Raw genomic sequence first — 24728 nt, forward strand, 5'->3', positions numbered from 1 at the left:
TAGCGGCGCGCGGCCCGAAGATTTCGCAATATACCGTTCGATTCGACAATGGCAGAAGCTACCCAAAGCGCGGAACACGTGCTGACACCCTCCGGCTATATCGCCGAACACTTGCAGAACTTGAACTCGGTCGGCGGCAAGCAAGCGTCGGTGGTCGATTTCTCCGTGATCAACTATGACACGGTGTTCTGGTCGGTCCTGTGCGGCGCCATCGCCGTGCTGTTCCTGTATGCCGCCGCGCGCCGCGTCACCTCGGGCGTGCCGGGCCGCTTCCAGGCCTTCGTCGAGATGATCGTCGAGATGGTCGACGACCAGGCCAAGGGCATCATCCACGGCGACCGTTCGTGGATTGCTCCGCTGGCACTGATGGTGTTCTGCTGGATCACCATGATGAACGCGATCGACTTGATCCCGGTGGACTGGGTCACCGGCCTGAATCATGTCCTGGGCATCTTCCACATCCACCTGCCCCACCACCGCGCGGTGGCCACGGCCGACCTGAACGGCACGCTGGGCATGTCCTGCGCCGTGCTGGTGCTGATGATCTACTACAGCTTCAAGATCAAGGGCGCGGGCGGCTTCATGCACGAACTGTTCTCGGCCCCGTTCGGCGCCAAGTGGTACCTGGCCCCGTTCAACCTGATCCTGAACATCATCGAATTCCTGGCCAAGGCCGTTTCGCTCGGCATGCGGTTGTTCGGCAACATGTACGCCGGCGAACTCGTGTTCCTGCTGATCGCGCTGCTGGGTTCCATCTGGACGTTTGGTGCCGACCTGTCGGCGCTGGGTTTCGTCGGCCACGTCCTTGCCGGCGCTGTCTGGGCGATCTTCCACATCCTGATCGTGCTGCTCCAGGCCTTCATTTTCATGATGCTGACGCTGGTGTACATCGGCCAGGCTCACGATCACCACTGATCGCTGCAGGTTTCAAGTTTTAGGTTTTTGGTTTTTTGATTTTTTGGTTCTAAGTCTCTCTAAATTAAAGGAGTCGTCATGCAAGAATTTCTCGCCAACATCCAGGGTCTGACCGCTATCGGTATCGGCATCATCATCGGCCTGGGCGCTATCGGCGCCTGCCTGGGTATCGCCCTGATGGGTGGCAAGTACATCGAAGCCTGCGCACGTCAGCCCGAGCTGATGAACCCGCTGCAAACCAAGATGTTCCTGCTGGCCGGCCTGATCGACGCGGCATTCCTGATCGGCGTGGGTGTTGCAATGCTGTTCGCCTTCGCGAACCCGCTGCTGGCTGTCATCAAGTAATTCTTTTCGGTCTGCATGATGCTGACGGGCGGCGCGGGCCACCAGCCCAGCCGCCTTTTGTGCATTTATCTGTAGTTTGATTACCGAAAGGAACACACCATGAATCTGAACGCAACGTTTTTTGCGCAGATGGTCGTGTTCTTCATCCTGTGGTGGGTTGTTGCCAAATTCATTTGGCCGCCGCTGGTGAAGGCGCTCGACGAACGCGCAACGAAGATCGCCGATGGCCTCGCCGCTGCCGAGAAGGGCAAGGCCGAGCTTGAACTCGCCAACAAGCGTGTGGACCAGGCCATGGCCGAAGCCCGCACCGAAGGCGCCCAACGCGTCGCTGACGCCGAGAAGCGCGCCCAGCTGACGGCCGAAGAGATCAAGCAGAACGCCCAGGCAGAAGCCGCACGCATCATTGCCCAGGCCAAGGCCGACGCCGAACAGCAGGTTACCCGCGCGCGCGAAGAACTGCGCGACCAGGTCGCCGTGCTGGCCGTCAAGGGTGCCGAGCAGATCCTCAAGCGTGAAGTGAACGCGCAGGTCCACAGCGACCTGCTCAATCAACTCAAGGCTGAGCTCTAATCATGGCTGAAACCGCAACCATTGCCCGTCCCTACGCTGAGGCGCTGTTCCGCGTCGCCAGTGAATCGAGCGCAGGCAACCTGGGTGCATGGTCCGAGCTGGTGTCGGAAATGGGGCTAGTTGCCGCCAATGCCGACATGAAGGCGGTCGCCGACGATCCGAACGTTCCCGGCGACAAGCTGGCCGAACTGTTCCTGTCGGTGCTGAAGTCCCCGGTCAGCGACGAGGCACGCCGCTTCGTCAAGCTGCTGGTGGAGAACGGCCGCCTGACGGTGATGCCTGACATCGCCGAACAGTTCCATGCGCTCAAGAACGCCCGTGAAGGGTCGTCGGATGTCGAGATCACCAGTGCTTTTCCGCTGGAAGATGGTCAGCTGAACGACCTGGTCGCCGCACTCGAACGCAAGTTCGGCCGCAAGCTGTACGCGCAGGTGGCGGTGGACCCGTCCCTGATCGGCGGCGTCAGCGTCAAGGTTGGCGACGAAGTGCTCGACACCTCCGTGCGTGCGCGCCTGGCAGCCATGCAAACCGCGCTGACCGCCGCCTGAGCGGCAGTCCGACGGATTGAAGAATTAGGAGCATTGTGATGCAACTGAACCCCTCAGAAATCAGCGAGCTGATCAAGACCCGCATCTCGGGTCTTGGCGCCGAAGCTGAAGTGCGCAACACCGGCACGGTGATTTCCGTGACCGACGGTATCTGCCGCGTGCATGGCCTGTCCGGCGTGATGCAGGGCGAGATGCTGGAATTCCCCGGCAACACCTTCGGCCTCGCGCTGAACCTCGAGCGCGACTCGGTCGGCGCCGTGGTGCTGGGCGACTACGAACACATTTCCGAAGGCGACACGGTCAAGTGCACCGGCCGCATTCTGGAAGTGCCCGTTGGCAAGGAACTGCTGGGCCGCGTGGTGAACACGCTGGGCCAGCCGATCGACGGCAAGGGCCCGATCAACGCGAAGCAAACCGACGTGATCGAAAAGGTCGCGCCGGGCGTGATCGCGCGTCAGTCGGTGAGCCAGCCGGTGCAGACCGGCCTGAAGTCGATCGACTCGATGGTGCCGATCGGCCGTGGCCAGCGCGAGCTGATCATTGGTGACCGCCAGACCGGCAAGACCGCCGTTGCCGTGGACGCGATCATCAACCAGAAGGGCAAGGGCATGTACTGCGTGTACGTCGCCATTGGCCAGAAGGCTTCGACCATTGCCAACGTGGTGCGCAAGCTGGAAGAGCACGGCGCGATGGAATACACCGTCGTCGTGGCTGCTGCCGCTTCGGACTCGGCCGCCATGCAGTACCTGGCTGCCTACGCCGGCTGCACGATGGGCGAATACTTCCGCGACCGCGGTGAAGACGCGCTGATCGTTTATGACGACCTGACCAAGCAAGCCTGGGCCTACCGCCAGGTGTCGCTGCTGCTGCGCCGCCCGCCGGGCCGCGAAGCCTACCCGGGCGACGTGTTCTACCTGCACTCGCGTCTGCTGGAGCGTGCTGCCCGCGTGAACGAAGACTACGTCGAGAAGTTCACCGACGGCGCCGTCAAGGGCAAGACCGGTTCGCTGACCGCGCTGCCGATCATCGAAACGCAGGCTGGCGACGTGTCCGCGTTCGTGCCGACCAACGTGATCTCGATCACGGACGGCCAGATCTTCCTGGAAACCGACCTGTTCAACGCCGGTATCCGTCCCGCCATCAACGCCGGTATCTCGGTGTCGCGCGTGGGTGGTGCAGCACAGACCAAGGTGGTGAAGGGCCTGTCCGGCGGTATCCGTACCGACCTGGCCCAGTACCGTGAACTGGCTGCGTTCGCGCAGTTTGCTTCGGACCTGGACGATGCGACCCGCAAGCAGCTCGAGCGCGGCCGCCGCGTGACCGAACTGCTGAAGCAGGCGCAATACCAGCCGCAGCAAGTGTGGCAGCTGGCCGCTTCGCTGTTCGCCGCCAACAACGGCTTCCTCGACAATGTGGAAGTGAAGGACATCCTGCCGTTCGAGAAGGGCCTGCACGACCATCTGAAGACCAAGTACGCTGACCTCGTCAACCGCATCGAAGAGACCAAGCAGCTCTCGAAGGAAGATGAACCCGCCCTGCGTGCCGCCGTCGAGGATTTCAAGAAGTCCGCCGCGTTCTAACCACCGCGTGATTCCACGACATCCCTGCCGCGCCTGAGTAGTCAGGCGCGGCAGGGACTCGGACGGAGAGGAAGATATGGCCGGAACGAAAGAAATTCGAACCAAGATCAAGAGCGTGCAAAACACGCGCAAGATCACCAAGGCGATGGAAATGGTCGCCGCATCCAAGATGCGCAAGGCGCAGGAACGGATGCGCAATGCCCGCCCCTATGCCGAGAAAGTGCGCAACATCGCGGCGCACCTGGCTTCTGCCAACCCCGAGTTCAAGCACCCGTTCATGCAAGAGCGCGAAGTGAAGCGCGTCGGCATGATCGTGGTCACGACCGACAAGGGGCTGTGCGGCGGCCTGAACACGAACGTGCTGCGTGCGGTGACCAACGAGCTGAAGAGCCTGCAGGGTCGAGGCGTGGATGTGCAAGCCACTGCCATCGGCAGCAAGGGCATGCAATTCCTGAGCCGCATCGGCGCCAAGGTGGCCTCGAATGTGGTGCAGCTCGGCGACACCCCGCACCTGGAAAAGCTGATCGGCGCGATCAAGGTCCAGCTCGACGCATTCACCAACGGTGAAGTCGACGCGGTGTACCTGGCGTACACCAAGTTCATCAACACGATGAAGCAGGAACCGATGGTTGAGCAGCTTTTGCCGCTCGCCGCCGACAAGCTGTCGCAGACGGAAGAAGAGAAGCGCGCCTACTCGTGGGACTACATCTACGAGCCTGACGCGCAGACCGTGGTGGAAGAGCTGTTGGTCCGCTACGTCGAGGCGCTGGTGTACCAGGCCGTGGCCGAGAACATGGCGTCCGAGCAGTCGGCGCGCATGGTGGCCATGAAGGCAGCATCCGACAACGCGAAGAACGTGATCGGCGAACTGCAGCTGGACTACAACAAGACCCGGCAGGCAGCGATCACCAAGGAACTGTCGGAGATCGTCAGCGGCGCGGCAGCGGTCTGAGGCGTCAAGAATTCAAGCTATCGGAGATACGAAATGAGTATCGGAAATATTGTGCAGTGCATCGGCGCCGTGGTGGACATCGAGTTCCCGCGCGACGCGATGCCGAAGGTGTACGACGCGCTGGTGCTGGAAGACAGCGGCGAAACGTCGTTCGCCGAAAAGGGCCTGACGTTCGAAGTCCAGCAGCAGCTGGGCGATGGCGTGGTGCGTACCATTGCCCTCGGTTCGTCGGACGGCCTGCGCCGCGGCATGCCGGTGAAGAACACCGAAGCGCCGATCTCGGTGCCGGTGGGTCAGGGTACCCTGGGCCGCATCATGGACGTGCTGGGTCGCCCCATTGACGAAGCTGGCCCGATCGCTTCGGACGAGCGCCGCGCGATTCACCAGAAGGCACCGAAGTTCGACGAACTGTCGCCTTCGACCGACCTGCTCGAAACCGGCATCAAGGTGATCGACCTGATCTGCCCGTTCGCAAAGGGCGGCAAGGTGGGCCTGTTCGGTGGTGCTGGCGTGGGCAAGACCGTCAACATGATGGAGCTCATCAACAACATCGCCAAGCAGCACAGCGGTCTGTCGGTGTTCGCCGGCGTGGGCGAGCGTACCCGTGAAGGGAACGACTTCTACCACGAAATGAAGGAATCCAACGTGCTCGACAAGGTGGCCATGGTGTTCGGCCAGATGAACGAGCCGCCGGGCAACCGTCTGCGCGTGGCACTTTCGGGCCTGACCATGGCCGAGAAGTTCCGCGACGAGGGCCGCGACATCCTGTTCTTCGTCGACAACATCTACCGCTACACGCTGGCCGGTACCGAAGTGTCGGCACTGCTGGGCCGTATGCCTTCCGCCGTGGGCTACCAGCCGACGCTGGCTGAAGAAATGGGCAAGCTGCAGGAGCGCATCACCTCGACCAAGACTGGCTCGATCACCTCGATCCAGGCCGTGTACGTGCCTGCGGATGACTTGACCGACCCGTCGCCGGCAACCACCTTCCTGCACCTGGACTCGACCCTGGTGCTGTCGCGTGACATCGCCGCTCTCGGTATCTACCCCGCCGTGGATCCGCTCGACTCGACCTCGCGCCAGATGGACCCGCAGGTTGTGGGCCAGGAGCACTACAGCGTCGCGCGCGCCGTGCAGCAGACCCTGCAGCGCTACAAGGAACTGCGCGACATCATCGCGATTCTGGGCATGGACGAACTGTCGCCGGAAGACAAGATGGCCGTGAACCGCGCGCGCAAGATCCAGCGTTTCCTGTCGCAGCCGTTCCACGTGGCCGAAGTGTTCACGGGTTCGCCGGGCAAGTACGTGCCGCTGAAGGAAACCATCCGTGGTTTCAAGATGCTGGTGGACGGCGAGTGCGATCACCTGCCCGAGCAGGCGTTCTACATGGTCGGCTCGATCGACGAAGCCTTCGAGAAGGCCAAGAAGCTCCAGTAAGCCTTGTTTCGATGCCCCCGCGCCTGCGGGGGCGGCGGGGCATCGCGCCAAGCGGTGCAGCCGCCAGAAGCGAAGCGATTGGAGAAAGGATCAGATATGGCAACCATTCTTGTAGACGTCGTCAGCGCGGAAGCGTCGATCTTCTCCGGCCAGGCGAAGTTCGTGGCGCTGCCGGGCGAGTCGGGTGAGCTGGGCATCCTGCCGGGCCACACGCCGCTGATCACGCGCATCCAGCCGGGTGCGGTGCGCATCGAGAAGGAAGACGGCAGCGAAGAGTTCGTGTTCGTTGCCGGCGGCATTCTCGAAGTGCAGCCCAAGCACGTCACCGTGCTGGCCGACACCGCTATCCGCGGTGGCGACCTGGACGAAGCCAAGGCCCAGGAAGCCAAGCGCGCGGCCGAAGAGCTGATGCAGAACCAGAGCAGCGACCTCGACCTGGCACGTGCCCAGAGCGAGCTCGCCGTGGCGGCTGCGCAGCTGGCTGCCATTGCCCGCCTGCGTCGTAAGAAGTAACTGCTTCGGTAGTACTGTCGCGTTGTTGTTTTTTCGATGCGACATTTAAAAAAGGCAGCCGCGAGGCTGCCTTTTTTGTGGGCACAGCGATATGCTTTCGTCCTGCCTGGACAAAAAAAAGCGCGCGGGCCGGGGAGGCTCCGCGCGGACGGGAAAATCCCTTCGAGGGGTCAATTCGAAGGAACGGGTTCGGTCCAGGTGACAATCAAGGCGCATCGGATACCTGGTATCCGCAACAGGCTGCAAAGGCCACGCGCTAAAACGGTCTTCCTGGTGTTCCGGTCCAGCGGCAATTTTGCTGGATCGGAAAATCGGGTTGCTGCAAGAAACGCTACAAAAAGGCTTTCTTCACCACGCCCCTTTAGGTCTGCACAGCAATCTTTGCTGGGGCGCCGCACCCCGGACAGCGGGTGTGTCAATGCATTGTGGGGGAAACTCCCCGGCATGGCAGTAACAAAATGTATCGTTTTGCAAGAAGTTGAAAGCCGCTGGCACCAATACCCGCCGTGCGCGCCACTTTTGTGCAAGTTACGACCAAGTTTGCCGTTGTAACGTGCCGATAGCGTATCATTCCCGGCTTGTTTTTCGTGTTCGCTCTCGCACCATGTCCATGTGGCGATTCGCGGTTACGATTTGATACGTCCCCAGCGCTGGCCCGCCTCGGGCCGACGGCAGCCGGACAGTTATCCCCGGTTATCCTGCAGTTGTTCAGCCGTTATCCCAAGACTTATCCCGCAGTTATTCACAGTTTCACAGCCGGAGCCGCAATGCACCCAGAGATGCAGCCAGCGATACATGCCATGCTGGCGATGAAGACCGTGGCCGTGGTCGGCCTGTCGGACCGGCTGGAGCGCCCCAGCAATGAGGTGGCGGAATTCCTGCAGGGTCACGGCTTCCGTATCGTGCCGGTGAATCCACGCCACGCCGGCGAGCGCATCCTTGGCGAAACCTGTCACGCCAGTCTGCAGCAGGCGGCCGAGGCGATGGCCGCCAGCGGCGTGCGCATCGAGTGGGTCGACATCTTCCGCCGTGCCGAGGATACCCCCGCGGTGGTCGATGACGCCATCGCCATCGGCGCGCGCGGGGTCTGGCTGCAGCTTGGCATCGTCAACGATGAAGCCGTGCGCCGCGCCACCGCCGCGGGACTGCTGGCGGTCCAGGACTGCTGCAGCAAGATCGAATTGACGCGCGCACTGGCGCCGCGCTAGGTTGCCCAAGTTGCGCTCAGCCGCGCCGGCACTGGCCCGTTTTCGTTTTTACAAGCCCTCGCAACCATGGCCATCGATCCCGAACTGACCGCCTACTATCGCCGCCTGGCCGAGCGCTATGCCGGCGCGCCCGTGCCTGCCGACGCCGCCGCGCGCCGTACCCGCTTCGCCGAGATCGCCGCGGCTTCGCAGCTGCCGGACCCCGAGGGCATCGCCGTGCGGGACCTGCAGATCCCGCTGGCGGGCCGCACCCTTGACGCGCGCCTGTTCCAGCCGCAAAGCGAGGCCCGGCCGCGGCTGATCGTGTACTTCCATGGGGGCGGCTGGGTCATCGGCTCGCTCCAGACCCACCATACCGTGGCGGCATTGCTCGCCGCGGATACCGGTTGCGCGGTGGTCAGCGTCGACTACCGGCTGGCGCCCGAGCATCCATTCCCCGCGCCTTGCGAAGACGCCATGGAAGCGGTGGCGTGGCTGGCGGGCCAGCGCGAGGCGCTGGGCCTGGCACCAGCCTTCCTGGCGCTGGCCGGCGACAGCGCGGGTGGCCATCTGGCGGCGCAGGCCGCACAGCAGCTTAACGGCGGCAACGCGGTGCGGGTCGACGCCCAACTGCTGATCTACCCCGTCGCGGCGCCGGTACTGGCCACGGAAAGCTATCGGGCCTTTGCCGACGGTCCCGGCCTGACGCGCGACGAAATGGCATGGTTCTGGACCCAGTTCATCGGCGCCGGGGCTCTTGCGGAAGGAGCGGCGCATGCCGACCCGCGCGTGCACCTGATGGCCGCAGCGCCGGTTCGGCCGCCCGCGACGGTGATCGTGGTCGCGGCCCACGACGTGTTGCGCGACGATGGTCTGTCCTACGCCGACTTCCTGGTGCGCCACGACGCCGCGGTGATCACCATCGAGGCCAGTGGCATGGTCCATGGCTTCGCGCGGCTGCAGCCGGAAGCCCAGCGTGCGCGCGAATGGATGCGGCGTGCCGCCGATGCCTTCCGCGACCTGCTCGACGACGCCTGAGCGTGGCCGCAGCGCATCGGGCCCATACCCTGAAGCGCCGGCACGCCTCGCCCATCCCTTAGAATGGCGGTCTTACGAGGATGACCATGACCGCACTGCAGAACGATACCTTCCTGCGCGCGCTGCGCCGCCAGCCCACCGAATACACGCCGCTGTGGCTGATGCGCCAGGCAGGCCGCTACCTGCCCGAGTACAACGCCACGCGCGCGCGCGCCGGCAGCTTCCTCGGGCTGGCCAAGAACCCGGCCTACGCCACCGAGGTGACCCTGCAGCCGTTGGACCGCTATCCGCTGGACGCGGCCATCCTGTTCTCCGACATCCTGACCGTGCCCGATGCCATGGGCCTCGGCCTCTCGTTCGCCCAGGGCGAAGGCCCGCGCTTCGCGCATCCGCTGCGCTCCGAAGCCGACGTGCAGAAGCTGGCCGTACCCGACATGTCCTCGTTGCAATACGTGTTCGACGCGGTCAGCGAGATCCGCCGCGCGCTGGTGCAGGACGGCCGCCAGCGCGTGCCGCTGATCGGCTTCTCGGGCAGCCCGTGGACGCTGGCGTGCTACATGGTCGAAGGCGGCGGCTCGGACGACTTCCGCACGGTCAAGGCGATGATGTATGGCCGCCCGGACCTGATGCACCGCATCCTCGAAATCAACGCGCAGGCCGTCTCTGCATACCTGAACGCCCAGATCGACGCGGGCGCGCAGGCAGTGATGATCTTCGACACCTGGGGCGGCGTGCTCGCCGACGGCATGTACCAGGCGTTCTCGCTGGCCTATATGCGCCGCGTGCTTGCCGGACTGAAGCGCGAGCACGCGGGCGAGCAGGTGCCGGCGATCGTCTTTACCAAGGGCGGCGGACTGTGGCTGGAAGCGCTGGCCGATACCGGTGCCGACGCGATCGGGCTGGACTGGACCGTCAACCTGGCCGAGGCGCGCCGCCGTACCGGCGGGCGCGTGGCCCTGCAGGGCAATATCGACCCCACCGTGCTGTTCGCGCCCGAAGCGGCGATCCGCGAGCAGGTGCGTGGCGTGCTGGACAGCTACGCCGCGGGCGGCGGCAGCGATGGCCACGTGTTCAACCTCGGCCACGGCATCTCGCAGTTCACGCCGCCCGAGCATGTCACCGTGCTGGTCGACGAAGTGCATGCCTACAGCCGCAAGCTGCGCGCCGCGCAGAAGTGACCCGCGTGATATACGCCGCGGCCGTTGGGCTCGCGGCGCCCCGCGCTGCAGCGAAACGCGCCGGCGCGTACCCGGTGATGCGGGAGCCGCGCCGTTACGCCTGTCAAGTTAACTTTTTCGCCAGCATTCGCCAAAAAGGTGCTCGGAGTTGATTCTCGGGGCTTGACTTATGCACACCGATAGGTTTGCCGCAGTGCAAGAGAGGGTAATGCCTTAACCTATCCGGGGGATGTTTGCAAGGTCTTGATTTTTAAGGCTTTGGAAGATTTGCAAAGCGTGGGCCGATGCCAGTGGATCCCTTGATTTCCGGGCCTTCCGGGCGCTCCCGAGCGACTTTTCAACAAAGTTATCCACAGGGGCGATGGAATTAGTGGAAAACCAGTCATCTATCATCGACTTAGGGCCACATTTGAAGTTTTACTTTAAGTTGATGTTGCGCCGCACACAAAAACGCCTGCGGCCGCCGTGCTGCCGCCCAAAGCACAGCGATCGTGCGACTGGCGTGCACCAGGTCGGGTCCGATGGCGGACGATAGCGGCGCCAACGCCATATTGCGGGGCGACCCGGCCATCGCCCTGCCGATCGTCCGTGTCGCGCTGGATACACCCGCCGACGATTGCTTCGACTACCTGGCGACGCCCGAGGTCGCGACCGGCGACCTCGTCGTGGTGCCATTTGGCCGTCGCAGCCTGGTTGGCGTAGCCGTGGAGCGCGCTGCCACCTCCGATGTGCCGCCCGACCGGCTGCGCCCGGTGGCGCAGCGCCTGGACTGGATGCCGCCGTTGCCGCCCGACTGGATCGCGCTGGCCGCGTTTTCGGCGCGATATTACCAGCGCCGCCTGGGCGAGGTCATGCTCCCTGCGCTGCCGCCGGCGTTGCGTGAAGCCGACAGTTGGCCGGGCCTGGCACAGCGTGCCCGCACCGACGAATATCGCCTGCTGCCCGGGCATGTGGATAACTTGCTGGCCGCCGTGCCGCCGCGCGCCCGCAGCGTGCGGGCGCTGGCTCAGGCGCTCGCCGAACGCGCGGCCGTCGGCACGCCAATGGCGCTGGCCGATGCGCGCGCGCTGTGCGCGGCGGCACCGGCCCGGCTGGCCGAATGGCAGGCCGCCGGCTGGGTCGAAGCCGATCGCACCGCGCGGCTGCTGCTGCCGACCGCGCCGATGCAGGCGCCGTCCGCGGCCCCTGCCTTGCATGACGAGCAGCGCGCCGCGGTACAGGCGATCGCCGAAGCGCAGGGTTTCTCCCCGTTCCTGCTGCACGGCGTTACCGGCAGCGGCAAGACCGAGGTCTACCTGCACGCCATGCAGGCCGTGCTGGAGCGCGACCCGCACTCCCAGGTGCTGATGCTGGTTCCAGAGATCAACCTGACACCGCAGTTGCAGATGCGCATCGCCGCGCGTTTCCCGCACCTGCCGCTGGCGGTGCTGCACAGCGGCCTGGCCGACCAGGAGCGCAGCCTGCAGTGGCTGGCCGCGCATCGCGGCGAGGCCCGGATCGTGCTGGGCACGCGCATGGCCGTGATGGCGTCGCTGCCGGCACTGGCACTGATCGTGGTCGATGAGGAGCACGATACCTCCTACAAGCAGCAGGAAGGGCTGCGCTACTCGGCTCGCGACCTGGCGGTGTGGCGGGCCAAGCAGCGCGGCATCGCCGTCGTGCTGGGTTCGGCCACGCCGTCGATGGAAACCTGGTGGCGGGCGGGGCAGGGCACTTACCGCAAGCTGGTGCTGCGCGAGCGCGCCCAGGCGGATGCCGCGTTGCCAACCGTGCGGCTGGTCGACCTGAACCATGAGCGGCAGCGCCAGCGCGCGCTGTTCGAAGGCCTGTCGGTGCCGCTGCTGGAAGCGATCGACGCCCGCCTGGCGCGCGGCGAGCAGAGCCTGCTGTTCCTGAATCGCCGCGGCTACGCGCCGGTGATTGCCTGCGACAGCTGCGGCTGGTTGTCCGGCTGCCCGCGCTGCTCGGCGTACCTGGTGCTGCACCGGCCCGAGCGGCGCCTGCGCTGCCACCACTGCGGGCTGGAGGCCCCGGTGCCGCACCACTGCCCGGATTGCGGCAATGTCGATATCGCGCCGCTCGGCCGCGGCACCCAGCGCATCGAGGAAGCGCTGGCGGCACGCTTCCCGCAGGCGCGCATCGCCCGCATCGACGCCGACTCGACCCGGCGCAAGGGCAGCGCGCAGGCGATGTTCGATGAAGTCCACGCCGGCGAAGTCGACATCCTGGTGGGCACCCAGATGGTCGCGAAGGGCCATGACTTCCAGCGCGTGACGCTGGTCGGCATCGTGCACCCGGACGCCGCCATGTTCAGCCACGATTTCCGCGCCGCCGAGCACCTGTTCGCGTCGCTGATGCAGGTGGCGGGGCGCGCCGGGCGCGCCGGGCTGCCGGGCGAGGTGCTGATCCAGACCCGCTACCCGGATACCCCGGCATTGCAGGCGCTGACGCGCCATGACTATGATGGATTCGCGGCCAGCCAGTTGCGAGAGCGGCGCCAGGCCGGGTTGCCCCCGTTCTGCTTCCAGGTGCTGGTCACCGCGGAGCACGGCGAGCTGGAGCGGGCGCTGCAGTTCCTGCAGGCAGCGCGGCGGCACGCCGATTCGTGCCGGTTGGCGGCCGAGGTGCAACTGCACGACCCGGTGCCCATGTCGATGGTGCGCATCGCCAACCGCGAGCGCGCCCAGATGCTGGTCGAGGCGACATCAAGGCCGGCGCTGCAACGGTTCATGGCTGAGTGGGTACAGACTTTCGCAGAGGTAGGAACGGAGGTGAAAGGGGTGCGCTGGCAGCTGGAAATCGACCCGCTCCGGATATGAAGCGACAGCGGCGGGCTGCGCAGGTGCAACCCATTTTTCAGGGTTAACGCTAGGGTTGCACAAGGTTGCACCTTGAGGTTTTTCGGGAGTAAGATCGCGCCAGCTCACAGGCTGCGGCCGGTCGTGCGTCCATGCCTGCGGCATCGGCGCGGCGGTACCGGCGGCGCCCCAGTTTTCGGAGAACTGCCCGCATGGCCACCACCACTCTCGGCGTCAAGCTCGACGACGCCTCGCGCGATCGCCTCAAGCGTGTCGCCCAATCCATCGACCGCACGCCGCACTGGCTGATCAAGCAGGCCATCTTCACTTACCTGGAGCAGGTCGAGCGCGGGCACCTGCCGCACGAGACCAGCGCCGCCGGCTCGGCCGACTCCGATGGTTCCGACGCCCCCGACCTGGTCGCCGCCGACGGCGCGCCGCAGCCGTTCCTGGAATTCGCGCAGAGCATCCAGCCCCAGTCGGTGCTGCGTGCCGCCATCACCTCAGCCTACCGTCGTCCCGAGACCGACTGCGTGCCGGTGCTGCTGGAGCAGGCACGCCTGCCGCAGCAGCAGGCCGAGGCAGCCATCAAGATGGCCAAGAAGCTGGCCACCGCGCTGCGCGAACAGAAGGTTGGAACTGGCCGCGAAGGCTTGGTGCAGGGCCTGATCCAGGAATTCTCGCTGTCGTCGCAGGAGGGCGTGGCGCTGATGTGCCTGGCCGAGGCGCTGCTGCGCATTCCCGACAAGGCCACCCGCGATGCGCTGATCCGCGACAAGATCAGCGGCGCCAACTGGCAGTCGCACCTGGGCCAGAGCCCGTCGCTGTTCGTCAACGCCGCCACATGGGGCCTGCTGCTGACCGGCAAGCTGGTCGCCACGCATACCGAATCGGGCCTGACCAAGGCGCTCACGCGCATCATCGGCAAGGGCGGCGAGCCGCTGATCCGCAAGGGCGTGGACATGGCGATGCGCCTGATGGGCGAGCAGTTCGTCACCGGCGAGACCATTTCCGAGGCGCTCGCCAACGCGCGCAAGTACGAGGCGCAGGGGTTCCGCTACTCCTACGACATGCTAGGGGAAGCGGCCATGACCGAGGACGATGCCGCGCGCTACCTGGCTTCGTACGAGCAGGCCATCCATGCCATCGGCCAGGCTTCGCGCGGTCGTGGCATCTATGAAGGCCCGGGCATCTCGATCAAGCTGTCGGCGCTGCATCCGCGCTACAGCCGCGCCCAGCACGAGCGCGTGATCGGCGAGCTGTACGAGCGCCTGAAGTCGCTGACGCTGCTGGCCCGCCAGTACGACATCGGCATCAATATCGATGCCGAGGAAGCCGACCGGCTGGAGATCTCGCTCGACCTGCTCGAACGCCTGTGCTTCGAGCCCGAGCTGGCCGGCTGGAACGGCATCGGCTTCGTGGTGCAGGGCTACCAGAAGCGCTGCCCGTTCGTGATCGACTACCTGATCGACCTGGCCCGCCGCAGCCGCCACCGCCTGATGATCCGCCTGGTCAAGGGCGCCTACTGGGACAGCGAGATCAAGCGCGGCCAGGTGGAAGGACTGGAGGGCTACCCGGTCTACACGCGCAAGGTCTACACCGATGTGTCGTATGTCGCCTGCGCGCGCAAGCTGCTGTCGGTGCCGGACGCGATCTATCCACAGTTCGCGACGCACAACGCGCACACGCTGTCGGCCATCTACCAGATCGCCGGCCACAGCTACTACCCCGGCCAGTACGAGTTCCAGTGCCTGCACGGCATGGGCGAGCCGCTGTACGACCAGGTGGTCGGCCCGACCGCCGACGGCAAGTTCAACCGCCCATGCCGGATATACGCGCCGGTCGGCACGCATGAGACGCTGCTGGCCTACCTGGTGCGCCGCCTGCTGGAGAACGGCGCCAACACCTCGTTCGTAAACCGCATCGCCGACGACACCATCTCGCTGGACGAGCTGGTGGCCGATCCGGTTGCCGTGGTCGAGGCCATGCACCGTGACGAAGGTACGCTGGGCCTGCCGCATCCGCGCATCCCGTCGCCGCGTACGCTGTACGGCAAGAGCCGTCCCAACTCGGCCGGCATCGACCTGGCCAACGAACACCGGCTGGCGTCGCTGTCGTCGGCGCTGCTGGCGGGCACCAGTGAGCGCCAGGTTGCCGAGCCGATGCTGGGCGCGGAGGTGCCGCGCGCGGCCGACGCCATCACCACGCCCGTGCTGAACCCCGCCGACCACCGCGACGTGGTCGGCCAGGTCACCGAAGCCAGCCAGGCCGACGTCGACGCCGCGCTGCAGGCAGCCGTCAATGCCGCGCCGATCTGGCAGGCGACGCCGCCGGACGTGCGCGCCGCCGCGCTGGAGCGCGCCGCCGACCTGATGGAAGCGCAGATGCAGTCGCTGATGGGCATCATCATGCGCGAGGCCGGCAAGACCTTCTCCAACGCCATCGCCGAAGTGCGCGAGGCGGTGGACTTCCTGCGCTACTACGCCGCCGAGATCCGCCGCGGCTTTGACAACGAGACTCACCGCCCGCTGGGCCCGGTGGTGTGCATCAGCCCGTGGAACTTTCCGCTGGCGATCTTCACCGGCCAGGTCGCCGCGGCGCTGGCCGCAGGCAACCCGGTGCTGGCCAAGCCCGCCGAGCAGACCCCGCTGATCGCCGCCGCCGCGGTGAAGCTGCTGCGCGAAGCCGGCGTGCCGGCCGGCGCGGTGCAGCTGCTGCCGGGCCGCGGCGAGACCGTCGGCGCCGCGCTGGTGGGCGATGCCCGCGTCAAGGGCGTGATGTTCACCGGCTCGACCGAGGTCGCACGCATCCTGCAACGCAATGTCGCCGGCCGTCTCGACGCCGCCGGCCGCCCGATCCCGCTGATCGCCGAGACCGGCGGCCAGAACGCGATGATCGTCGACTCCTCGGCGCTGGCCGAGCAGGTGGTCGGAGACGTGGTCAACTCGGCCTTCGACTCGGCCGGCCAGCGCTGCTCGGCGCTGCGCGTGCTGTGCCTGCAGGAGGACGTGGCCGACCGCGTGCTGGAAATGCTCAAGGGCGCGATGCAGGAACTGACCATGGCCAACCCGGATCGCCTGTCGACCGACGTCGGCCCGGTGATCGACGAAGAGGCGCGCGCCAACATCGTGCGCCATATCGACGCCATGCGTGCCAAGGGCCGCCGCGTCCACCAGGCCGATCCCAATGCCGCGCAGGGCGCCAGCTGCCGCAACGGCACCTTCGTGCCGCCGACGCTGATCGAGCTGGACAGCATCGAGGAACTGAAGCGCGAGGTGTTCGGCCCGGTGCTGCACGTGGTGCGCTTCCCGCGCGCGGCGCTCGACACCATGGTCAGCCAGATCAACGGCACCAACTACGGCCTGACGCTGGGCATCCATACCCGCATCGACGAGACCATCTCGTTTATCGTCAGCCGCGCTCATGTGGGCAACCTGTACGTGAACCGCAATATCGTCGGTGCCGTGGTCGGCGTGCAGCCGTTCGGCGGCGAGGCGCTGTCGGGCACCGGTCCCAAGGCGGGCGGCCCGCTGTACCTGCACCGGCTGCTGTCCGTGTGTCCGCAGGACGCGGTGGCACGCAGCGTACGCGCGGCCGACGTGACCAACCACGCCGAGGCGGTCGGCCCGGACGATGAAGCCGTGCGCGCCGCCGAAGCCTTCCGCAACTGGGCCGGCACCGAGCTGCCCGCGGTCGCCGACGCCTGCGCGCGATTTGCCGAGGCATCGCCGTCGGGCCTGGCAGTGACCCTGGCCGGCCCCACCGGCGAGCGCAACACCTACACGCTGCTGCCGCGCGAACACGTGCTGTGCCTGGCCGCGCAGGAGGCCGACCTGGCGCTGCAACTGGGCGCCGTGCTGACCGTCGGCGCGCGCGCCGTATGGCCGGAAACCCCCGTTGCGCGGGGGCTGTTTGCGCGCCTGCCTAAGGGCGTACAATCGCGCGTCCGCATGGTGGCTGACTGGACTGCCGCGGACATCGCCATCGATGCGGTGCTGCACCACGGCGACTCCGACCAGCTGCGCACGGTGTGCGAGCAGGTGGCGGCGCGCCCGGGGCCGATCATCGGCGTGCAGGGGCTGGCGCAGGGCGAGCCGACCGTCGCGCTCGATCGCCTGCTGATCGAGCGCTCGCTGTCGGTCAACACCGCTGCCGCGGGCGGCAATGCAAGTTTGATGACGATCGGCTGAGGCATTCTCGGACGACGCGTCTTGTCGAAGCGCGCACCGGTGGCGGCGATCCTGCCCCGGCGCGCATACCAAGGAGGGCGCGGCACTGCCAGGCCGCGCCCAGAAAAATACGCCGCCCAGGGCGCCATACCGGCACCACCGCGGCACAGAGTGGCACCAATTGGGACCCAAGGAGATCTGATGAGCTCGACATTCCACAAGACGGCACTGACCGTTGCGCTGACCCTGGCCGGCCTGACCGGCGCCTCCGCCGCCTCTGCGCAGGCGCAGGAAATCAAGCTGGGCTACGCCGGCCCGATGACCGGCGGCCAGGCCCAGTATGGCAAGGACATGCAGAACGGCATCGTCCTCGCGATCGAGGACATGAACGCCACCAAGCCCAAGATCGGCGGCAAGGAAGTCAAGTTCGTGCTGGTCTCCGAAGACGACCAGGCCGACCCCAAGACCGGCTCGGTGGTCGCGCAGAAGCTGGTCGATGGCGGCATCCAGGGCATGCTCGGCCATTTCAACTCGGGCACCACCATTCCGGCGTCGATGGTCTACAACCGCGCCGGCATTCCGCAGATCGCCATGGCGACCGCGCCGGAATACACCAAGCAGGGATTCAAGACCACCTTCCGCATGATGACCTCCGACACCCAGCAGGGTTCGGTGATCGGCGCCTACGTGGTGAAGAAGCTGGGCGCGAAGAACATCGCCATCGTCGATGACCGCACCGCCTACGGCCAGGGCCTGGCCGACGAGTTCGAGAAGGCCGCCAAGGCCGCCGGCGGCAAGATCGTGCGCCGCGAGTTCACCAACGACAAGGCGGTGGACTTCAAGGCCGTGCTGACCAACATCAAGCGCAGCAACCCGGACATCATCTTCTACGGCGGCGCCGAGACCCAGTCCGCGCCGATGGCCAAGCAGGTCAAGGAACTGGGCATCAAGGCCCCGCTGGTGTCGGGCGAGATGTCCAAGACCGACAACTTCCTGAAGCTGGCCGGTCCTGCCGCCGAAGGCACCGTGGTGTCGCTGGCCGGCCTGCCGCTGGACCAGATGCCGGGCGGCGCCGCCTACGAGAAGAAGTACGAGAAGCGCTTCGGCTCCAAGGTGCAGACCTACTCGCCGTACTCGTATGACGGCGCCACCGCGATGATGACCGCGATGGTCAAGGCCGGTTCGGCCGATCCGGCGCGCTACCTGCCGGTGCTGGCCGCGACCAGCATGCAGGGCGTGACCACCAAGACGCTGGCCTATGACGCCCGCGGCGACCTGAAGGACGGCGGCATCACCGTCTACAAGGTGGTGGGCGGCAAGTGGACCGTGCTGGAAACGGTCGGCGGCAAGTAAGCAATCAGTGCCCGCCAGGCAGGACGCCACCCTCGGGTGGCGTTTTGTTTATGTGCAATGGCTTAAAGAAAGCGGCCGCCGTGCCGATGGTTGTCCGGATGCGGATCGCCCTCATGGCGCATAATCCCGCACTCGCTTACCAAAAATGCAGAAGGAGCAGTACGTGTCCGTGCCGGAAGTCAGCTACGACCACGCCATCGAGCTTGCCAACCAGGGCCGCTTTGCCGACGCCCTGCAGATCGCCGACCAGCTTGCGCAGGCCCGGCCCGAGGTGGTCGATTTCGTCACGCTGCGCGCGCGGCTGCACTTCGACAACGGCGATGCCGCCGCGGCGCTTGCCGTGCTGGACGAGGCACTCGCGCGCCTGGACAGCCTGCCGCTGCAGCCGCCGCACCGCTGGGCCTCGCGCGGCGTGATCGCGCACCGCTACGGCGCCATGCTGATGAGCCTGGGCCGCGACGCCGAGGCGCGCCCGTGGCTGCATGAGGCCGCGCAGCGCAGCGGATTGCTGTCGGGCGAATGGCCGGCGCATTTCCACGCCGGCCTGGCCGCGCTGCGCATGAACGACATGGCTGCCGCGGCGCGCTACTGGCACGACCTGATGTTCCGCAATCCCGACCTGGGCGCGGAAGACATCGCGCCGCTGGTGCAGGACTACATTGCCCGCGCCGAGGCCGCCGGCGTGCCGGTGGAGCCGCTGATGCGCGTCTGCCTGGGGCGCGTGGCGCTGGACAACCCGCACCTGCTGCAGCTCGACGCCGATGCCGGCGACGCGCTCGCCGCCGACCAGGCCGCCCGCGTGCTGGCCGAACATCCCGACCACCCCGAGGCGCGCCGGCTGCGCGCGCCGCTGCGCTGGGGCGTGGGCGACACGCAGGGCGCGCTCGACGACCTGGCCGTCTACCTGCGCCAGGTGGCCGACCCGCAGGCCCAGGTACGCGAACTGGCCTGGCGCCATCAACTGGCCAAGGCCGGCGCGCAGGATGCCGAACGCGAGCCCTGGCAGCGCTTCGCCATCACCGACAAGTCCGACGACGGCGCCGCCTACTACCGCGCCGCCATGGCGCTGGGCGAGTTCATCGACGAAGTCCCCGCCGCCGAGGCGGCGCTGCGCCCCGCGCTGGTGGCCGCGTGCCGCCATGGCGTGAGGTGCTACGACCACTATTTCGCCACCGGCCAGGGCGATGCCGCCGGGCACGGCGGCAATGCCGATCCGCACGTGTATTCATTGTTGTGCCGGCTGCTGGCGCGCAGCCTGCCTGCCGATGCCGCGCACCTGGAAGAGCGCATTGCGCTGCATCGCCAGGGCATGGCCGCCAGCGAGTTCATCGACCACTGGATCGACCTGCTCGACTGCCATGCCGGCGCGGGCCAGCACGGCAAGGTGGTCGAGCTGGCCGGCGAAGTGCTCAATCGCTATCCGCTCGAGCGCAATCCGGCCGATGTCACCTGGGCCTTCAGCCGCCTGATCGCGGCCTGGAAGTCCATGGGCGGCGCCGAGCCGGCCGAGGCGGCGCGCGCCGCGATGGCGCACATGGACGCGCGCCTGGATGCGCTGCCGGTAGAGGCCCGCAGCGAGGCCGCGCACCCGATGGCGCATGCGCGCGCTCACTTCGCCGCGCTTCTGCAGGCACAGATGGCGCGCATGGACGAGCATGACCGTGCCGACGCGCTGGCCGAGATCGAGGGCCAGCAGCGCCGCGCGCTGCTGGTCGAGGATGCCTGGCTGTACAACCGCTTCGGCCTGCTGTGGCGCGAGCTGGGCGAACCGGAGCGCGCGCTGCCGATGTTCGAGCAGGCGGTCGCGCTGACCGAGGGCGATCCCGAGGACCAGGCCGGGCCGCGCCTCCAGCGCGGCCTGGTCCACAACGCCTCGCGGCGCCATGAAGCGGCCATGGCGGACTTCGCCGCCGCCTTTGCCGTGCGCGACGACTGGGATGCCGAGGTATGCCTGCGCGTGGTCGAGTCGGCACTCGGGCTGCAGCAGCGCGAGACGGCGCTGACTTACTTTGAAAAGGCCCGGGCACGCGGCGCTGCGCAGGGCGCCACGCGCACTTTGTACACGCAGGTCGAGACGGCGCTGAAGTCCACCCGCCCGCGCTGGAAGGTCTGGGGCGTCTGATGCGTCGCACGGGTGTGCGGACGCGTTGAGTTCCGCACAAAATGTAAAAAACGCCATCCAGAAGATGGCGTTTTTTGCGCGAACTTGACCGAAGTTCGTAAGGCGTTTGGTGCGGTGTCGGACAATCACTGACATGGATCGTGATGTGCTTACATTACCATGTCGACCATGAACGGACTGAGCCAACTATTCCCAACTCTTCCCCTCGCCCCAGGGGGCTTGTTCTGGGTCGGGCTCGCGCTGGTAGGCGCGGGCCTGGCGGGGGAAGTCAGCCGCCGCTGGCTGCGCTGCCCGCGCATCGTGGGCTATGCCGTCGCCGGGCTGTTCGCCGGCATGCTCGGGCGCGGCATCGTCGACGAGAACATGATCAACCAGACCCGTATCCTGATCGATATGGCGCTGGCACTGGCCCTGTTCGAACTCGGGCACCGGCTGTCGCTGACCTGGCTGCGCGCCAACCGCTGGCTGCTGCTGACCAGCGCCTTCGAAAGCGTGCTGACCTGGGGCCTGGTCGCGGCGGTGCTGCAATGGATCGGCGCCTCGCCTGGCGTGGCGATCCTGGCCGGCGGCATTGCCGTCAGCACCTCGCCCACCATCGTGCTGCAGCTCAAGAACGAACTGCGTGCCGAGGGCCAGGTCACCGAGCGGCTGATGGCAATGGCGGCGCTGAACAGCATCTACGCTGCCGTGATCGTGCAGGTGGCCACCGGCTGGCTGCATTCCGAATACGGCAACCTGGGCGCCGCCCTGCTGCACCCGCTCTACCTGCTGGTGGGCTCGTGCCTGCTGGCATGGGTGGTGGGCAAGGTCGGCCACGTGATCTATGAGCGCATGTCGGCCGATGACCACTACAGCTTCCTGGTGCTGGTGGGCCTGGTGCTGTTCACGCTGGCGCTGACCCGGGTACTAAAATTGTCGATGCCGCTGACGCTGCTGCTGGCCGGCGTGGTGTTCAAGCACCAGGACAGCCAGCCGCACGTCTGGCCGCCGCACTTCGGCAGTGCCGGCAGCCTGCTGATCATCGTGATGGTGGTGTCGCTGGGCCTGCCGCTGACCGCGCATGACTGGGCCGTGGGCGGCGTCTATGCCATCGTGCTGGTGCTGCTGCGCCACCTCGCCAAGTTTGCCGGCGTGATGTCGCTGGGATCGTTCTCGGGCCTGAGCATGCGCCAGTGCATGGCACTGGGGCTGGCGCTGGCGCCGATGTCGGGGCTGGCCTACCTGCTGATGAGCGACGTCGCGCGCATCTACCCCGGCACCGGACAGCCGCTGGCCGCCATCGTGCTGTGCGCGCTGGCGATCGAACAACTGATCGGCCCGGTGCTGGCAGCGTGGGCGCTGCGCTTCGCCGGCGAATCCCGGGCCAATGGAGGAGGGCGCTGATGTCGCTCGAATCGTTCAAGCAATCCGAGGCACTGACCTTCGGCGTGGAGCTGGAGCTGCAGCTGGTCAACCGCCACGACTATGACCTGGCGCCGTTCGCGCCCGACCTGCTGCGCGCACTCAAGGGCGCCGAGCATGCCGGCGACATTAAGCCGGAAATCAGCCCGTCGATGATCGAGATCAGCACGGGCATCTGCCACAGCTACCAGCAGGCGCTGGACGAGCTGACCACCATGCGCAACCTGATGGTGGCCGCCTCGCGCTCGCTCAACCTGGGCATTTCCGGCGGCGGCACGCATCCGTTCATGCAATGGGCCGACCGCACCATCTCGGACTCGCCGCGCTACCAGTACATCTCCGAGCTGTATGGCTACCTGGCCAAGCAGTTCACCGTATTCGGCCAGCACGTGCATATCGGCTGCCCGAGCGCGGACGAGTCGCTGTTCCTGCTGCACGCCATCGGCCGCTACGTGCCGCACTTCGTTGCGCTGGCGGCGTCGTCGCCGTATGTGCAGGGTGTCGATACCGGCTTTGCCTCGGCGCGCCTGAATTCGGTCGCGGCGTTCCCGATGAGCGGGCGCGCGCCCTTCCTGCTGACGTGGGACGCCTTCACCGCGTATTTCGAGAAGATGCGCAATACCGGCGTGATCGAGAGCATGAAGGACTTCTACTGGGATATCCGGCCCAAGCCGGAATTCGGCACCATTGAGGTCCGCGTGATGGACACGCCGCTGACGGTGCAGCGCGCCTGCGATATCGCCGCGTATATCCAGATGCTGGCGCGCTACCTGTTGTTGTCGCGCCCGTTCATGCCGCAGGAAGACGACTACCTGGTGTACACCTTCAACCGCTTCCAGGCGTGCCGCTTCGGGCTGGATGGCGAATATGTGCATCCCAACGAGCTGACCCGGATGCCGATCGCCGACCACATCCTCTCGATCTGCGATGCACTGGTGCCGCATGCAGAGGCATTGGGTTCGCTGGACGCGCTGGCCAATATCCGCGCGCTGGCCGAGCGCCGCGACGGCGATGCGGAATGGCTGCGCCAGACCGATGCCGACGCGCGCAGCCAGCGCGAGACCGTGCGCAAGGCCTGCGAGCGCTGGGCGGCGTAACACACCGCCCGCCGCCTAACCGCTGAACCGGCACTTACTTCACGCTGTAGCCGCGCCCTTGCATGCACGCGGACCAGGCCTGGTAGTACGAACCCATCGCCTGGCTGGTGTTGGCCTGCGCCTGCTGGTTGGCGGCGTTGGCCTGGCGCCGCGATTGCCGGTGCGCCACGCCGCCTGCCACCGTACCCGTTGCAGCGCCGACCGCCGCGCCTTTGCCGGCATCGCCCGCCATCGCCCCCACCACTGCGCCGGCAGCGGCGCCCCCCGCGGCACCGCGCACGCGCTGGCCGCTTTGCGGCTGCGCCGGGGGCGGTGCCGCGGCGGCCTGGGCGGGATCGACACCGCTCTGCTGCTTGGCCCAGCTGTAGCAGGCACCGTCGTCGCTGGCCTGCTGCTGCTGGCTCTGGCCCTTGGCCGGGTAGGCCACCGGCTTGCCTTGCGCGAGTGCCTGGACCGGGGCCAGCAGCAGGGCGGCCGCCAGTACGCCCAGGCCGCGGTACAGCGTGCAGTTTTGCCTTCGCTTCATGATCGATCCCCCGCGGTTGCCGGCCGCGCCACCGTGTGCGGTGGCGGCCGTGTCTGAAGGCCAGTATTGCAGCCGGCGTGGCGAAGTCAATGCATCGTTTCAACGCGCCGGACCGGCTGGCGCCGATGCGTGCACCGCAGGTGCCCGGCAGCGCACGCGCGCATCAGCGGGACGCGGGCGGCGACAGCAGGAACGCAAGCGCGTTGCGCCACCATGCCTCGTCGACGTACCCGGTCCAGTCGTTGTGCCCGGCGTGGTCGATCACGGCCAGGCGGCGGGGTTCGTCCAGCGCTTCATAGAGCGCCTTGCCGAGCCGCGGCGGCACGATGCTGTCGCGTTCGGCTACGACCACCATGACCGGGCGGCCAAAGGCGGCCAGGTGGCTCACGCTATCGTAACGGTCGCGCAGCAGCCATCCGGTCGGCAGCCATGAGTAGTGGTGTGCGGCGACGTGGGCGAGCTTGTCCCATGGCGTGATCAGCAGCACGGCATCGACGTGCTCGCGCTGGCGCGCCGCGGCGGCCGCCGCAACCCCGGCGCCGAGCGATTCGCCGACCAGTAGCAGCGGGCCGTCGAACTGGCGCCGGGCCAGCGCAATCGCCTGCCCGGCATCGTCGACGAAGCTGCGCTCGCCAAGCGCGCCGTCGCGCGGGCCATAGCCGGGGTATTCGGCCAGGATCACGCGAATGCCCAGCCGCGTCAGCACGCTGGCGTAGTAGCCGCGATGGCCGGCGTGCCCGGCATTGCCGTGGAAGACGATGGCGGTGGCGCGGACGGGACCGTGCGGCTCGGCCAGCAGGCCGCGGAAATCATCCGGACCCGGCCATGCGCGCAGTCCCTGAGCAACCATATCGTCGACCGAGGCCCTGTCGGGAAAGTAAAGAAAACGATCCTGCAGCATCAGGATGCCTCCCAGCAGGACCGCGCCCGCCAGCAGCCAGCGCAGCAGGCGCCGCGCCGGCGCGGATCGTGCCGCGGGCAGCGCGGTGGCCGGCATGG

At 66.8% G+C, this 24728-nt stretch carries 19 protein-coding genes; 17 read left to right on the forward strand and 2 right to left on the reverse strand.

The window, feature by feature from the left end; all coding sequences use genetic code 11:
• Nucleotides 1-48 precede the first annotated feature (48 nt).
• The 17 genes from atpB to ACAD63_RS00695 all read left to right on the forward strand — a co-directional run bounded on the left by atpB (nt 49) and on the right by ACAD63_RS00695 (nt 23203).
• Nucleotides 49-915 carry a F0F1 ATP synthase subunit A gene (atpB, locus tag ACAD63_RS00615; RefSeq protein WP_135706141.1) on the forward strand — a complete coding sequence of 289 codons (867 nt, stop codon included), beginning with the start codon at nt 49-51 and terminating at the stop codon, nt 913-915.
• 78 nt (nt 916-993) lie between these two features.
• Nucleotides 994-1260 (forward strand): F0F1 ATP synthase subunit C, encoded by a 267-nt coding sequence (atpE, locus tag ACAD63_RS00620; protein ID WP_010811268.1) that lies wholly within the window; start codon nt 994-996, stop codon nt 1258-1260.
• Between the two features lie 99 nt (nt 1261-1359).
• Nucleotides 1360-1830 (forward strand): F0F1 ATP synthase subunit B, encoded by a 471-nt coding sequence (locus ACAD63_RS00625; RefSeq protein WP_133097852.1) that lies wholly within the window; start codon nt 1360-1362, stop codon nt 1828-1830.
• A gap of 2 nt (nt 1831-1832) precedes the next feature.
• Entirely contained in the window at nt 1833-2378 is a 546-nt protein-coding gene (locus ACAD63_RS00630) for a F0F1 ATP synthase subunit delta (RefSeq protein WP_133097851.1), read from the forward strand.
• Between the two features lie 38 nt (nt 2379-2416).
• Nucleotides 2417-3958 carry a F0F1 ATP synthase subunit alpha gene (gene atpA, locus ACAD63_RS00635; protein WP_133097850.1) on the forward strand — a complete coding sequence of 514 codons (1542 nt, stop codon included), beginning with the start codon at nt 2417-2419 and terminating at the stop codon, nt 3956-3958.
• A gap of 76 nt (nt 3959-4034) precedes the next feature.
• Entirely contained in the window at nt 4035-4910 is an 876-nt protein-coding gene (gene atpG, locus ACAD63_RS00640; RefSeq protein WP_133097849.1) for a F0F1 ATP synthase subunit gamma, read from the forward strand.
• Nucleotides 4911-4943: 33 nt separating this feature from the next.
• The gene (atpD, locus tag ACAD63_RS00645; RefSeq protein WP_135706140.1) at nt 4944-6347 is read left to right on the forward strand and encodes a F0F1 ATP synthase subunit beta; all 1404 of its coding nucleotides are present in this window, start codon (nt 4944-4946) and stop codon (nt 6345-6347) included.
• A 96-nt stretch (nt 6348-6443) separates the two neighbouring features.
• Nucleotides 6444-6860, forward strand: coding sequence for a F0F1 ATP synthase subunit epsilon (locus ACAD63_RS00650; RefSeq protein WP_010811262.1), 417 nt, complete (start codon nt 6444-6446; stop codon nt 6858-6860).
• 767 nt (nt 6861-7627) lie between these two features.
• Nucleotides 7628-8068: a CoA-binding protein gene (locus ACAD63_RS00655; RefSeq protein ID WP_135706138.1), complete on the forward strand. Its 441-nt coding sequence runs from the start codon at nt 7628-7630 to the stop codon at nt 8066-8068.
• Between the two features lie 66 nt (nt 8069-8134).
• On the forward strand, nt 8135-9085 hold the full coding sequence (locus ACAD63_RS00660) for an alpha/beta hydrolase (protein ID WP_434033308.1): 951 nt from the start codon (nt 8135-8137) through the stop codon (nt 9083-9085).
• An 80-nt stretch (nt 9086-9165) separates the two neighbouring features.
• Complete coding sequence (hemE, locus tag ACAD63_RS00665; RefSeq protein WP_135706136.1) at nt 9166-10263, forward strand: uroporphyrinogen decarboxylase; 1098 nt, start codon at nt 9166-9168, stop codon at nt 10261-10263.
• A 521-nt stretch (nt 10264-10784) separates the two neighbouring features.
• Complete coding sequence (locus tag ACAD63_RS00670; protein WP_434033309.1) at nt 10785-13082, forward strand: primosomal protein N'; 2298 nt, start codon at nt 10785-10787, stop codon at nt 13080-13082.
• Between the two features lie 191 nt (nt 13083-13273).
• On the forward strand, nt 13274-17251 hold the full coding sequence (gene putA, locus ACAD63_RS00675; protein WP_133097843.1) for a trifunctional transcriptional regulator/proline dehydrogenase/L-glutamate gamma-semialdehyde dehydrogenase: 3978 nt from the start codon (nt 13274-13276) through the stop codon (nt 17249-17251).
• 180 nt (nt 17252-17431) lie between these two features.
• Entirely contained in the window at nt 17432-18583 is a 1152-nt protein-coding gene (locus tag ACAD63_RS00680) for a branched-chain amino acid ABC transporter substrate-binding protein (protein WP_434033310.1), read from the forward strand.
• Nucleotides 18584-18746: 163 nt separating this feature from the next.
• On the forward strand, nt 18747-20705 hold the full coding sequence (locus ACAD63_RS00685) for a tetratricopeptide repeat protein (protein ID WP_434033311.1): 1959 nt from the start codon (nt 18747-18749) through the stop codon (nt 20703-20705).
• 159 nt (nt 20706-20864) lie between these two features.
• The gene (locus ACAD63_RS00690; RefSeq protein WP_434033312.1) at nt 20865-22088 is read left to right on the forward strand and encodes a cation:proton antiporter; all 1224 of its coding nucleotides are present in this window, start codon (nt 20865-20867) and stop codon (nt 22086-22088) included.
• On the forward strand, nt 22088-23203 hold the full coding sequence (locus ACAD63_RS00695; RefSeq protein WP_133097839.1) for a YbdK family carboxylate-amine ligase: 1116 nt from the start codon (nt 22088-22090) through the stop codon (nt 23201-23203). Before ACAD63_RS00690 ends, ACAD63_RS00695 begins: the two co-directional genes overlap by 1 nt.
• Nucleotides 23204-23237: 34 nt before the next feature.
• On the opposite strand, the gene ACAD63_RS00700 is transcribed toward ACAD63_RS00695, so the two are convergent.
• A complete protein-coding gene (locus tag ACAD63_RS00700) occupies nt 23238-23729 on the reverse strand; it encodes a YMGG-like glycine zipper-containing protein (RefSeq protein ID WP_434033313.1) in 492 nt (163 codons plus the stop codon).
• Nucleotides 23730-23892: 163 nt separating this feature from the next.
• Complete coding sequence (locus ACAD63_RS00705) at nt 23893-24726, reverse strand: alpha/beta hydrolase (RefSeq protein ID WP_434033314.1); 834 nt, start codon at nt 24724-24726, stop codon at nt 23893-23895.
• Nucleotides 24727-24728: the final 2 nt, after the last annotated feature.

Origin of the sequence: Cupriavidus sp. a3 (assembly GCF_051015765.1) — a bacterium.
Classification (GTDB): domain Bacteria; phylum Pseudomonadota; class Gammaproteobacteria; order Burkholderiales; family Burkholderiaceae; genus Cupriavidus; species Cupriavidus oxalaticus_A.